Below are 13219 nucleotides of genomic sequence, written 5' to 3' on the forward strand. Positions count from 1 at the left end.
ACACAGGGTCACCATAAAAACGTAAAATAGCACGAACAACCAGAAATGACAGGGGTAAATACGACAATGAAAGGCGGCTGACATAGGGCAAACAGTCTGCGCCTGTTGACCAAAGCCGCTTGCTGTGGTATATTTCAACGGTTTCCGAAAGGGGAAAAAACATGTTTAAAGTCGGTGATAAGGCAGTATACCCCGCACAAGGGGTAGGGGTGATTGAGGCGATTGAAGCCAAGGAGTTTGCCGGACAAAAGCATGAGTTTTATGTCCTTCGGATCGTTGACAGCGATATGCTCATCATGGTTCCGGTGTCCAATGCAGGCAATGTGGGCTTGCGGGGCCTGATCGGCAGGGATCAGATTCCCTCCCTGTACGATGTGCTCGGCGATAAACAGGCCGATGCCAGCGGCGGCGTCTCCTGGAGCCGAAGACAGCGGGAATACAACGAAAAGATCAAGTCCGGCGATCTCTTTGAGGTGGCAGAGGTCCTTCGAGAACTCTATCTCATCAAGGAAGGCAAGGAGCTCTCCTACGGAGAGAAGAAGGTTCTGGAACTGGCCCGCAAACTGCTGGTGAAAGAAATCGCGCTGGCTGAAGGGGCTGAGGAAAACCTGGTCGTCGAGCGCCTGGAAAACTGCTTCCTCAACTAGGGGGGCACGCACCATTCTTATGAAGCCGGACGCCTTGGCGTCTGGTTTTTTCTTTTATGCCTTCATTGGGTCAAACCGTTGTAGAGACGGGATTCTTGACAGCCTTCAATCCCTGCTCCGCACGGTTTCGGGGATGCGGTTCGTCCTTTTCGGAGCAGCATGAGTGTCATCGTTCTGATCCCCGCCGCCGGCATGGGTCGCCGTATGGGAGCCGCTGTCAACAAGCAGTACCTCCATCTGGCGGGACGACCCATTCTAGCCCACACCCTCGCCTGTTTCGATCATCATCCCCTCGTTGATGCAATTTATGTCATCTCGCCTTCCGATGAGATTGAGTTCTGCCGCGAGGAGGTGGTGCGCCGGTATGGTTTTGCCAAGGTGCGGGAGATCGTGGCCGGTGGCGCTCAGCGGCAGGATTCCGTGCGCCATGGCTTATTGGCCTGCGACGCGAACCCCGACGACATCATTCTGATTCATGACGGGGTGCGCCCCTTTTTCCCCGGCCATCGTCTGGCGGATCTTGTCGAGAGCGCCAAGCGCACCGGCGCCTGCCTGGCCGGCGTGCCGGTCAAAGACACCATTAAGGAAGTGCGGAAAGGGATGGTGTCTGGCACCCCGGATCGCAGCTTCCTCTGGCAGGCGCAGACACCCCAGGCCTTCCGTTTCGAGATTATCGTCAAGGCCCACGAGCAGGCCTTGTCGGATGGTTTCCTCGGCACGGACGACACCAGTTTGGTGGAGCGATTGGGACTGCCTGTAGCCATGGTCGAGGGAGACTACCGCAATATCAAGATCACGACGCCGGAAGATCTGCTGGCCGCCGAGGCCATCTGGCAGGCCGGCCAGGAGGATTCCCCATGCTGAGAGTCGGTCATGGCTACGATGTCCATTGCCTGGTGCCGGACAGAAAACTTATTCTCGGTGGCGTTGAAGTTCCTTATGAACTCGGGCTGCTGGGCCATTCCGATGCCGACGTTCTTCTGCACGCCATCTGTGACGCGATCCTGGGGGCTCTGGCTCTCGGGGATATCGGCCGCCACTTTCCCGATACCGATCCGGCTTACCGCGGTATTTCCAGCCTGGTCCTGCTCAGGCATGTCATGACCTTGGCGGCGGAGAAGGGTTACGCCATCGGCAATATCGATGCGACCGTCATCGCCCAACGCCCCAAGCTGGCGCCTTATATCGGGCAGATGGTCAGTCATATTGCCGAAGCCTGCGCAACGGAGAGCGCCAGGGTTAACGTCAAGGCAACCACGACGGAAAAACTCGGGTTCGAGGGTCGTGGTGAAGGTATTTCGACCCACGCCATCGTCCTTTTGCAGAGGATCAGGGACGAACACTGATATTCCAAAGGCCTGACGGGCTTTTTTACAGATTACAGGGAAGGATTCCTTATGAGCACGCCAGACGCAGCCCCGGTTTCCCACTTCATCCGCAACATCATCACCGCCGACCTCAAGGAACAAAGAGTGGTCGGGCCGGTGGTGACGCGCTTCCCGCCGGAGCCCAACGGCTATCTGCACATCGGCCACGCCAAGTCCATCTGTCTGAACTTCGGCCTGGCCGCCGATTTCGGCGGCCGCTGCCATCTGCGTCTCGACGACACCAACCCGGAAAAAGAAAGCGTCGAGTATGTGGAGGCCATCAAGGATGCCGTGCGCTGGCTGGGTTTCGACTGGGGGGAACATCTCTACTATGCTTCGGATTATTACGAGCAGCTCTACGATTTTGCCTGCCAGCTCATTGCGGCCGGCAAGGCCTATGTCGACAGTCTCCAGGCGGACGAGGTGCGGGCCCTGCGGGGCACCCTGACCGAGCCGGGACAGGAAAGCCCCTACCGCAGCCGTTCCGCTGACGAAAATCTCGACCTTTTCCGCCGCATGCGGGCCGGCGAGTTCCCGGACGGCGCCCATACGCTGCGGGCCAAGATCGATATGGCCTCACCCAACATGAACCTGCGCGATCCTGTCATGTACCGCATCCAGCGGGCGAGCCACTACCGTACGGGTAATCAGTGGTGCATCTACCCCATGTACGACTTCGCCCACCCGCTGTCGGACGCCATCGAGGGGGTGACCCATTCCATCTGCACGCTTGAGTTCGAGGATCATCGCCCTCTCTACGACTGGTTTATCGATAATCTGAGTCTGCCCAGCCGCCCCCGTCAGTATGAGTTTGCCCGTCTCAACCTCGAATACACCGTGATGAGCAAACGCAGGCTGCTGGAACTGGTGCAGAAGAAGGATGTGACGGGCTGGGACGATCCGCGCATGCCGACCATCGCCGGCCTGCGCCGACGCGGATTTACTCCGGCGGCCATCCGCACCTTCTGCGACCGTATCGGCGTCGGCAAGAGCGACAGCTGGATCGACATGAGTGTCCTTGAAGACTGTCTGCGCGAAGACCTCAATGAAACGGCACCGAGGGCCATGGCCGTGCTTCGTCCTCTCAAGCTCGTCATCGAGAATTACCCGGAAGATCGGGTGGAGGAATTCGAAGCCGCCAACCACCCCCAACGCCCCGAAATGGGTAGCCGCCTCGTGCCCTTCTGCCGGGAAGTCTATATTGACCGGGAGGACTTCATGGAAGATCCGCCCAAAAAATTCTTCCGTCTGGCGCCTGGCCAGGAAGTCCGCCTGCGTTACAGCTATATCATCCGCTGCGAGCAGGTCATCAAGGATGAGCAAACGGGGGAAGTGGTCGAGGTGCGCTGCAGCTACGACCCCCAGACCAAGGGGGCGGCTCCGGCCGACGGCCGCAAGGTCAAGGGTACGATCCACTGGGTGTCGGCCCGGCATGCGGTTCAGGCCGAAATCCGGCTCTACGACCGCCTCTTCAAGAAGGCCAATCCCTCCGGGGATAAGGACGGCACGGACTATCGGAGCCATCTCAATCCCGACTCCCTGGAGATACTGGTGAAATGCCCGGTCGAGCCTTCACTGGCTCAGGCTGCGGCAGGGCAGGTCTTCCAGTTTGAACGCCAGGGTTATTTCTGTGTCGATTCACGGGATTTCGCGGCCGGAGCCCTGGTTTTCAATCGGGCGGCCACCCTCAGGGATTCCTGGGCCAAGGCGGGCAACTGACCCTCCCCGAGAGTCCGTTGATCCGAAACCCTTGGTCAAATGGGGTTTCCATGACTGATATCCTGTGCTATTAAGGTGAGACCGCCAGCCCCGCGCTGGCGGCTCTCAATTCAAGGCCAGACAAGGAGAGTCTTTTTTCATGACCTTGCGCGTTTTCAATACCCTCACCGGCAACAAAGAAGAATTCGTGCCGCTGCAGCCCGGCAAAGTGGGCATGTACGTCTGTGGCGTCACAGTCTACGATTACTGCCACATCGGCCATGCCCGCGCCAATATCGTCTTTGACATCGTCTACCGTTATCTGCGTTTTGCCGGTTACGACGTCACCTACGTGCGCAATTACACCGACGTCGATGACAAGATAATCAAGCGGGCCAATGAGAGGGAGATTTCCAGTAAGGAGCTCTCCGAAGAGTTCATCCGGGCCTTTGACGAGGATATGGCCGCCCTTGGTCTGGAACTGCCTACCCATCAGCCCAAGGCGACCGAGTTCATCCCTCAGATCGTGGCCATCGTGCAGAAGCTCATCGACAAGGGCATGGCTTACGAGGCGGAGGGTGATGTCTACTACGCCGTTGATAAATTCCCCGACTACCTTAAGCTGAGCAAGCGAAACATGGATGAAATGAGGGCCGGCGCCCGCATCGCGCCTGGGGAACGCAAGCGCAACCCCATGGATTTTGCTCTGTGGAAGGCCGCCAAGCCGGGAGAGCCCTCATGGGAATCGCCTTGGGGACTGGGACGGCCGGGTTGGCACATCGAGTGCTCGGCCATGTCGGTAGAATTTCTCGGCGAGTCCTTCGACATTCACGGCGGCGGCAAGGATCTGGTCTTTCCTCATCATGAGAACGAGATAGCCCAGAGTGAAGGCGCTTTTGGGCAGCCTTTTGTCAAATACTGGCTGCACAACGGCTTCGTCAACGTCAACCAAGAGAAGATGAGCAAGTCCCTGGGCAATTTCTTCACCATCCGTGACATCCTGAAAAAATATGATCCGGAGGTGGTACGCTTTTTCGTCCTCTCAGCCCACTACCGTTCGCCCATCGATTTTTCTGACAAGAACCTGGAGGACGCCAAGGCCGGTCTGACCCGTTTTTACGAGTCCCTCAAGGCGGCCCGCGATATTCTTGAAAAAACGCCGATTCCCAACCAGGTCCCCTGTGAAATGGTTAAAGACGAGGAGCGGGAGGTCTATGACCGCATCGAAGCCTTGGAAGACCGCTTCTGCGAGGCCATGGACGATGACTTCAACACGGCCCTGGCCATTGGCCATCTCTTCGAAGCAATTCGGGGCATGAATCGCATCATGGGTGAAAAGCGTTTTGACGAGTGCCCGCTGTCCCTGCTGGTTCTCAAAGACGGTCTTACCAAGGTCGAGCAGCTGGGGAGCGTCCTAGGCCTCTTCCGTTCCGAACCGGCCGCCTGGCTGGCCAAAACCCAGGAAGAAGGCCTCGCCGATAGCGGCCTGAGTCCCGCTGTGATCGAAGGCTTGATCGAGGAACGCAAGCAGGCCCGTAAAAACCGGGATTTCAGCCGGGCCGACGAGATTCGCGACGAGCTGGCCGCCAAAGGCGTTCTTCTGCTGGACTCGCCCGAAGGGACGACCTGGAAGCTCAAATAGAGGACAATGGATAAGCAGCGGCGAAAGAGCAAGACTGGGGGCGAATGAGCCCCCTTTTGCGTTTGGAGCCGTCTGCCGGCGAAAGGGTGCAGCCATGGCACGATTCGAACTAACATCCGACTATCAACCACGCGGGGATCAGCCGCGCGCCATCAGAGAACTGGTGGAAGGGATTCAGCGACAGGATGCGCACCAGGTCCTGCTTGGCGTGACGGGCTCGGGCAAGACCTTCACCATGGCCAACGTCGTCGCCGAAGTGCAGCGACCCACGCTGGTGCTGGCTCACAACAAGACACTGGCCGCCCAGCTCTACGGCGAATTCAAGGAGCTCTTCCCCAACAACGCCGTGGAATATTTCGTCTCCTACTACGATTACTACCAGCCGGAAGCTTACGTCCCCTCGACCGACACCTTCATCGAGAAGGATTCCTCCATCAACGAAGAAATCGACAAGATGCGCCACAGCGCCACCCGCAGCCTGCTCAGCCGGCGGGATGTCCTCATCGTGGCCTCCGTCTCCTGCATCTACGGTCTCGGCTCGCCGGAGGCCTATTACGGCATGCTGGTGGGGTTGGAGGAGGGCATGGAGCTCCCTCGCGATGAGCTGTTGCGCAAGCTGGTGGATATCCAGTACAGCCGCAACGATGTCGACTTCCACCGCGGCACCTTCCGGGTGCGAGGCGATACCGTGGAGATTTTCCCCGCCTACGAGGAGGACCGCGCCCTGCGCGTCACCTATTTTGGCGATGAGATCGAATCGATCAGCGAAGTCGATCCCCTGCGCGGCAAGATCATCGATCGCCTGCCGAAGACGGCTGTCTTTCCCGCCAGTCACTATGTGGCCACCAAGCCGACCCTCGACCGCGCCATCTGCGAGATTCAGGACGAGCTCCGGGAACGCATCCAGTATTTTCGCGCCAACAATATGCTGCTGGAGGCCCAGCGCATCGAACAGCGCACCCTCTTTGATATCGAGATGATGGAAGAGATGGGTTACTGCCAGGGAATCGAAAACTATTCCCGTTTCCTCGACAGCCGCCAGCCTGGGAAGCCGCCGGCCACCCTCTTTGACTATTTCCCCGAGGACGCCCTGCTCTTCATCGACGAGAGCCATGTCTCGGTGTCTCAGGTCGGGGCCATGTACCGGGGGGATCGCTCGCGCAAGGAGACTCTCGTCAACTATGGTTTCCGGCTGCCCTCGGCCCTCGATAACAGGCCGCTGACCTTTGAAGAGTTCGAAGCCAAAGGGATACAGACCATCTACGTTTCGGCCACTCCCGCCGACTATGAACTGAAGAAGGCGCAAGGCGTTGTGGTGGAGCAGATCGTGCGCCCGACGGGACTCATCGACCCCCCCATCGAGGTGCGCCCCGCCGGCGAGCAGGTCGACGACCTTATCCACGAAATCAGGGCGACAGCTGCCGCCGGCGAGAGGGTGCTGGTGACGACCCTGACCAAGCGCATGGCCGAAGATCTTACCGCCTACCTTGAAGAACTGCAGATCAAGGTGCGCTATCTCCATTCGGACATCCATACCGTCGAGCGCATGGAGATCATCCGCGATCTGCGCCGGGGAGTTTTCGATGTCCTTATCGGCATCAACCTGCTGCGCGAGGGCATCGACATTCCCGAAGTCTCTCTGGTGGCCATCCTTGATGCCGACAAGGAGGGCTTCCTGCGCAGCGAGCGCTCCTTGATTCAGACCTGTGGCCGGGCGGCCCGTAACGTGAACGGCCACGTCATCATGTATGGCGACCGCATTACCCGCTCCATGCAGGCCTGTATCGACGAGACTCAGCGTCGCCGCACCACGCAGCTCGCTTACAACAAGGCGCACGGGATTACCCCGGAGACGGTCAAGAAATCGCTGCGCACCATTTTGGAGGATATTGCCGAAAAGGATTACATCGACATACCCTTGGCGGCAGAAGAACAGGACAAATATCTTAGCGCCAGAGAAATTAAGCAGGAAATCAAGGTACTGCGTCAACAGATGCTGCAGGCTGCCGCTGAACTTGACTTCGAAAAGGCAGCCGAATACCGCGACCGCCTGCTGGCCCTGGAGAAGCACGACCTGGGCCTGAAGTAGGCGGGAGGTTGGCGATCAGAAAAGACCTCTAAGCAGGCCGGGAAAAACCTGTTAAGCTGTTAGAAAGAATAGATTAACCAGCATGTGATGGAGGATAACTATGAGCAAACCCGGTATGGAAGAAAGACGTTCTCTGGAAGTAGCCGAGGCGGCGCGTGAGACGGAATGGCAGCTGCCTAGCTTTGTCGGCGAGATGTTCATGGGGCGCTTCCGCCCCGCCCTGATCCATCCCTATCCAGAACAGGGGGCGGAGGATCGACGGGCCGGCGACAAGATACTGGAGAAACTCAAGATTTTTCTGGCGGATAAGGTCGATGCTGATCGCATCGATCGGGAGAAGGAAATACCGCCTGAGGTGATCGATGGCTTGCGCGAGATGGGACTGTTCGGGATCAAGCTTCCGACCGAATACGGCGGGCTTGGGCTGTCCCAGGTGAATTACAATCGGATCGTGCAGCTGGTTTCCAGCCACTGCGCCTCGACGGCAGTGCTGCTGTCGGCTCACCAGAGTATTGGCGTGCCGCAGCCTCTGAAGATGTTTGGCACCGATGAGCAGAAAAAGGCTTATCTGCCGAGGCTAGCCAAGGGTGAAATCAGTGCCTTTGCCCTTACCGAGCCTGGCGCCGGCTCTGACCCCTCCAAAATGACGACCACGGCGATTCCCACAGACGATGGCGAAGCCTACATTATGAATGGGCAAAAACTTTGGATAAGCAACGGTCCGGTGGCTGATCTCCTTATCGTCATGGCTCGCACGAATGATCTGGAGGAGGAGCGCCCCGAGATCACCGCTTTCGTGGTGGAAGGAAAGTCAAAAGGGCTGACCACCGAACACCGCTGTGACTTCATGGGCCTGAAGGGGATTCAAAACGGGTTGCTGCGCTTCGAAAATGTGCGGGTGCCAAAGGAAAATATCGTTCTTGGGCTCGGCAAAGGGCTGAAACTGGCGCTGCAGACGCTGAACACCGGCAGACTTACCCTGCCGGCTGCCTGCGGCGGGGCTATGAAGCAGGCCTTGGCCATGTCCACGGAGTGGGCTAACGAACGCAGCCAGTGGGGAGCTCCCGTGGGGCACCACGAAGCGGTGGCCGCCAAAGTGGCGACCATGGCGGCTGAGATCTTTGCCGTGGAAAGTCTAGCCTGGCTGACCTCGGCCATGGCCGATCAGGGTGAGATGGATATCCGTCTCGAGGCGGCTTTGGCCAAGCTCTTTTGCAGTGAGGCCCTGTGGCGGACGGTGGATGCCGGGGTGCAGATCCGTGGCGGCCGTGGCTATGAGACCGCCGAGTCGCTGAAGGGAAGAGGTGAGGCGCCCATGCCCATGGAGCGATTGTTGCGCGATGCCCGCATCAATCTCATTATCGAGGGGACGAGCGAAATCATGCGCCTGTTCATTGCCCGCGAAGCCCTGGATCCTCACATGCGGGTTGCTGGTGCCTCGGCGACCTCGTCCAAAATAGACGTGATAGGTGCCGGCAAGTTCTATGCGCGCTGGTATCCGATGTTGTGGCTGCCACGCTTCAAGGGTCCCGAAGGCTTCGAGTTGCGGGGTCCCCTGGCTTCCCATCTGCGCTTTGCCGAGAGGGCCAGCCGCCGTCTGGCCAGGGATCTCTTCCACATGATGATGCTCCATCGGCAGGGCTTGCAGAAGAAACAGGTGATCCTTGGTAAACTGGTCGATACGGGAGCCGAACTGTTCGCCATGAGTGCGGTGTTGTCCCGCTGTGCCTCCCCGGGCTGTCCCGCCGGAGCTGAGGAACTGGCCGATCTCTTCTGTCGCCAGGCCAGAAGGCGGATAAAGAGATTCCATCAAGAGGTCTATTGCAATGACGATACCCGTACCTACCGGGTAGCCCGCCAGGTGCTCAAAGGCTCTTTCCCCTGGCTGGAGGGCAACATTGTCAGCACTTGGAAACAAGAGGCGCATCCGCGTAGGGATGAATGAGTCTGGACACGCCGGGGGGCAGGGGCAAGGCCGACCTCGCCCCCCGGCCCCGGCTAACTTGCCCGTGGTTCAAGCGGGGAGGGGACGTCTTTCCGCCAAAAAGATCCAGCCCTTGGCGATGCGATAGATGAGCCAGATAGCGGCCCCCGTCAGGATGAAGTAGCCGATAACGACGATGAAGGTCAGCGCCCCCAGGAAAAGCCAGAGCAGGGTGAACCAGAAGGTGCGCATCTGCCAGCGGAAATGGCTTTCGAGCCAGGTGCCGGCGACGTCCTCCTTTTTGATGTAGTTGACGATGACGGCGGCAAAGAGAGAGATGCCGAGGAAGAAACTGGCGGCCTGCAGGGCGTAGACGGCATGGGTCATCTTCACCAGCGGGTCCAGGTTCCGGCCGGTTTTAGGCTCAATTTCCAGCACGGGCGCTTCAGTCTGTTCGGTCATACTTTCCTCCCTTTGATACCTTCTCATCTGCCGAGATTAAACCCATGCCCGGCAAGATGCAAGGACGACGGAATCTCCTGTTGAAATCTCCCAAGCGGTTCGGTAAGATGCGCTATTTCATCTTGTGTGAAAGGGCGTTACAAATCAATGGGTTATAAAAACCTTCGTGAATGTGTCCGTGATCTGGAAACCCGGGGAGAACTTGTCCGCATCGAATGCGAGATCGACCCGAACCTGGAGGCGGCCGCCATCCAGAGAAGAGTCTATCAGGCGGGTGGCCCGGCCCTGTACTTTGCCCGTGTTAAGGGGAGCCGCTTTCCCATGGTCGGCAATCTCTTCGGTACCCTGGAACGGACCCGTACCATCTTCCGGGACACCCTCGATACCTTGGCCCGCCTGGCCGACCTCAAGATCAATCCCGCCTCTTTTTTGAAAAACCCTCTCAAATATGCCGGCGTGCCGCGCGGGGCTCTACACCTGCTGCCCAAGCGAGTGAAGTCTGGCCCGATCCTGGCAGGGCGCACCAGCCTGAGCCAGTTGCCCCAGCTCAAATCCTGGCCAGACGACGGCGGCGCCTTTATCACTCTGCCGCAGGTCTATTCGGAGAGCAGCCACAACCCCGGTTGGCGCCAGAGCAATCTGGGTATGTATCGGGTGCAGATTTCCGGTGGCCATTATCGTCCGGGGGCCGAGGCGGGTCTTCATTATCAGATTCACCGGGGTATTGGGGTGCATCACGCCGAGGCTCTAGAGCAGGGGGTGCCCTTTCGTGTCAATATTTTTGTGGGAGGGCCGCCAAGCATGACGGTGGCGGCAGTCATGCCCCTGCCGGAGGGGATGCCCGAGCTCTCCTTTGCCGGGGCCTTGGGTGGTCACCGCATTCCGCTGGTGACACCGCCGGGACAACTGCCCATGCCGGCCGAGGCGGATTTCGTCATTACCGGTACCGTCGATCCGAAGCGCACCCTGCCGGAAGGGCCCTTTGGCGACCACCTCGGCTATTACAGCCTCGCCCATGATTTTCCTGTGGTTCAGGTGGAACAGGTTTACCATCGGCATGGCGCCATCTGGCCCTTCACCAGCGTCGGGCGTCCGCCGCAGGAGGACACCAGTTTTGGCGCCTTTATCCACGAACTGACGGGAGACCTTATCCCCACCGTGCTGCCGGGGGTGCACGCGGTGCACGCCGTCGACGCGGCCGGGGTACACCCGCTGCTGCTGGCCATTGGCAGCGAGCGTTATGTCCCTTACGCCAAGAAACGGCGCCCCCAGGAACTTCTGACCATTGCCAATGCCATTCTCGGTCAAGGCCAGTTGTCCCTGGCCAAATATCTTTTCCTGGCTGCCCGTGAGGATCAACCCGACTTGGATGTGCACGATGTCCCCGGCTTTTTCCGGCATATCCTCGAACGGGTCGACTGGCGCTGTGATCTGCATTTCCAGACCTGCACCACGGTGGATACCCTCGACTACTCTGGCAGCGCCCTCAACGCGGGCTCTAAAGTGGTGATCGCCGCTGCGGGTGAAGAGCGCCGCCGTCTGACCTCCGATATTCCTACAGAACTGAGTCTGCCGGCCGGTTTCTCACATCCCCGCGTGGCTATGCCCGGTGTGCTGCTGGTGCAGGGGCCCTCCTGTTCGCGCCCGCGGCACACCACTGACCCGAGCATGGAGGCGTTCTGCCTTTCCTACGCGCCGGAAAGTCCCATCAATCGCTTCCCACTGATCGTGGTTGTCGACGACAGTTCTTTTGCCGCCGCCCACCTGAACAATTTTCTGTGGACTGCCTTTACCCGCTCCGATCCGTCTCTGGACCTCTACGGCATCGGTGCTTCGACCACAGGTAAACACTGGGGGTGTGCAGGGGCGTTGGTCATGGACGCCCGCAGCAAGCCCCACCATGCCCCCCCCTTGCTCGATGATCCCCACGTGGAGAAACGGGTGGATGCACTCGGCGCCCCGGGCGGTCCCCTGCACGGGATCATCTGATTCGCACCCTCATCGAAAAGGATAGACATGTCTCTTAAATTTCTAGGACGTTACAAGGATTTTGGCCTGCTGCTGCTGCGCGTCGGCATCGGCGTCATGTTTCTCTTCCATGGCACTCCCAAGCTTCTTGGCGGTCCAGATAAGTGGATTAGTCTGGGTGCCGCCATGCAGTATCTTGGCGTTGACGCCTTTCCCATGTTCTGGGGCTTTTCCGCCGCCGCCGCTGAGTTTTTCGGCGGCGTTTTTCTCATGCTGGGACTCTTTTTCCGGCCGGCCTGTTTCTTCCTGGCGGTGACCATGGCTGTAGCCGCCACGATGCACCTGGGGCGGGGCGAGGGACTTATGGCGGCCTCCCATGCCATCGAAAACGGCATCTTCTTTGTTGGCCTGATTTTTATCGGACCGGGGCGCTACAGTGTGGACAGGGGCTGATGGGCTCCAACGAAAGGTGCGGTGCTTGTACGTATGAAAAAGCGAGGTTTTGATCTTATCCATGCCATCGGTGAGACTCCCTTGGTGGAACTGACCCGGCTGCAGAAGAATCCCCGGGTGAGGCTTTTCGCCAAACTCGAGGGGAACAACCCTGGCGGTTCTGTCAAAGACAGGCCGGCCGCCTACATGATCCGCAAGGCTGAGGAAACGGGGGCTCTTGACGCTGGCAAGGTGATTCTGGAGCCGACCTCCGGCAACACCGGTATCGCCCTGGCCATGATAGGCGCCTCCAGGGGATACCGTGTGAAACTGGTGATGCCAGCCTGTGTGAGCCTGGAGCGGCGGGCCATTCTTGAAGCGTACGGTGCCGACGTCGTCCTTTCGCCGGCCGATGAGGCCACCGATGGGGCCATCCGGCTGGCACACCGGATTCTGGAAGAGGAACCGGGGCGTTATTATATGCCCAACCAGTACGGCAACCCGAACAATCCCCTGGCCCACTATGAAACGACAGGACCGGAGATCTGGCGACAGACGGAGGGGCGCCTTGCCGCCTTTGTCGCCGGCATGGGGACCTCGGGCACGCTCATGGGTGTCGGTTGCTATCTGAGGGAGCAGCGGGCGGGTATTCATATTGTAGGTGTCGAGCCGCGCCTGGGACATAAGGTGCAGGGGCTTAAAAACATGCAGGAAGCCATCGTGCCGGCCATTTACGATCAGAACCAGCTGGATATGAAGCTGACCGTGGAGGACGAGGACGCCTTTGCCGCAGCCCGGTCCCTTGCCATGGAAGAGGGGATCTTCGCCGGCATGTCGAGTGGTGCCGCAGTGGCGGGCGCCCTGCGCTATGCGGAGACTCTGCAGGAGGGGACCGTCGTCACCCTGCTGCCTGATCGTGGTGACCGCTACCTGAGCACCACCCTGTTTCGCTCGGTCTGCGCCAACTGTCCTCCGTAGCCTCGGTTTGAT

At 59.2% G+C, this 13219-nt stretch carries 11 protein-coding genes; 10 read left to right on the forward strand and 1 reads right to left on the reverse strand.

Annotated elements, in window-relative coordinates:
* Positions 1-161: 161 nt before the first annotated feature.
* The 7 genes from AOP6_RS00450 to AOP6_RS00480 all read left to right on the forward strand — a co-directional run bounded on the left by AOP6_RS00450 (position 162) and on the right by AOP6_RS00480 (position 9388).
* Positions 162-647 carry a CarD family transcriptional regulator gene (locus tag AOP6_RS00450; RefSeq protein ID WP_155874683.1) on the forward strand — a complete coding sequence of 162 codons (486 nt, stop codon included), beginning with the start codon at positions 162-164 and terminating at the stop codon, positions 645-647.
* A gap of 159 nt (positions 648-806) precedes the next feature.
* Positions 807-1511 (forward strand): 2-C-methyl-D-erythritol 4-phosphate cytidylyltransferase, encoded by a 705-nt coding sequence (gene ispD / locus AOP6_RS00455; RefSeq protein ID WP_155874684.1) that lies wholly within the window; start codon positions 807-809, stop codon positions 1509-1511.
* Positions 1508-1993: a 2-C-methyl-D-erythritol 2,4-cyclodiphosphate synthase gene (ispF, locus tag AOP6_RS00460; RefSeq protein ID WP_213194826.1), complete on the forward strand. Its 486-nt coding sequence runs from the start codon at positions 1508-1510 to the stop codon at positions 1991-1993. Before ispD ends, ispF begins: the two co-directional genes overlap by 4 nt.
* A gap of 51 nt (positions 1994-2044) precedes the next feature.
* Positions 2045-3733: a glutamine--tRNA ligase/YqeY domain fusion protein gene (locus tag AOP6_RS00465; protein ID WP_155874686.1), complete on the forward strand. Its 1689-nt coding sequence runs from the start codon at positions 2045-2047 to the stop codon at positions 3731-3733.
* A gap of 139 nt (positions 3734-3872) precedes the next feature.
* Positions 3873-5354, forward strand: a complete 1482-nt coding sequence (cysS, locus tag AOP6_RS00470) for a cysteine--tRNA ligase (RefSeq protein WP_155874687.1) — start codon at positions 3873-3875, stop codon at positions 5352-5354.
* Positions 5355-5448: 94 nt separating this feature from the next.
* On the forward strand, positions 5449-7443 hold the full coding sequence (uvrB, locus tag AOP6_RS00475; protein WP_155874688.1) for an excinuclease ABC subunit UvrB: 1995 nt from the start codon (positions 5449-5451) through the stop codon (positions 7441-7443).
* 100 nt (positions 7444-7543) lie between these two features.
* Positions 7544-9388, forward strand: coding sequence for an acyl-CoA dehydrogenase family protein (locus AOP6_RS00480; RefSeq protein WP_155874689.1), 1845 nt, complete (start codon positions 7544-7546; stop codon positions 9386-9388).
* Positions 9389-9457: 69 nt separating this feature from the next.
* On the opposite strand, the gene AOP6_RS00485 is transcribed toward AOP6_RS00480, so the two are convergent.
* The gene (locus AOP6_RS00485) at positions 9458-9829 is read right to left on the reverse strand and encodes a hypothetical protein (RefSeq protein ID WP_213194676.1); all 372 of its coding nucleotides are present in this window, start codon (positions 9827-9829) and stop codon (positions 9458-9460) included.
* 147 nt (positions 9830-9976) lie between these two features.
* Here AOP6_RS00485 and AOP6_RS00490 point away from each other — a divergent pair, with 147 nt between their 5' ends.
* The 3 genes from AOP6_RS00490 to AOP6_RS00500 are packed head-to-tail and all read left to right on the forward strand — an operon-like array spanning position 9977 to position 13207.
* On the forward strand, positions 9977-11818 hold the full coding sequence (locus AOP6_RS00490; RefSeq protein WP_155874690.1) for a UbiD family decarboxylase: 1842 nt from the start codon (positions 9977-9979) through the stop codon (positions 11816-11818).
* 27 nt (positions 11819-11845) lie between these two features.
* Positions 11846-12250, forward strand: a complete 405-nt coding sequence (locus AOP6_RS00495) for a DoxX family protein (protein ID WP_155874691.1) — start codon at positions 11846-11848, stop codon at positions 12248-12250.
* 33 nt (positions 12251-12283) lie between these two features.
* Positions 12284-13207, forward strand: coding sequence for a cysteine synthase family protein (locus tag AOP6_RS00500; protein WP_155874692.1), 924 nt, complete (start codon positions 12284-12286; stop codon positions 13205-13207).
* Positions 13208-13219 lie beyond the last annotated feature (12 nt).

The sequence above is a fragment of the Desulfuromonas sp. AOP6 genome (genome assembly GCF_009731355.2).
GTDB lineage: Bacteria > Desulfobacterota > Desulfuromonadia > Desulfuromonadales > SZUA-540 > SZUA-540.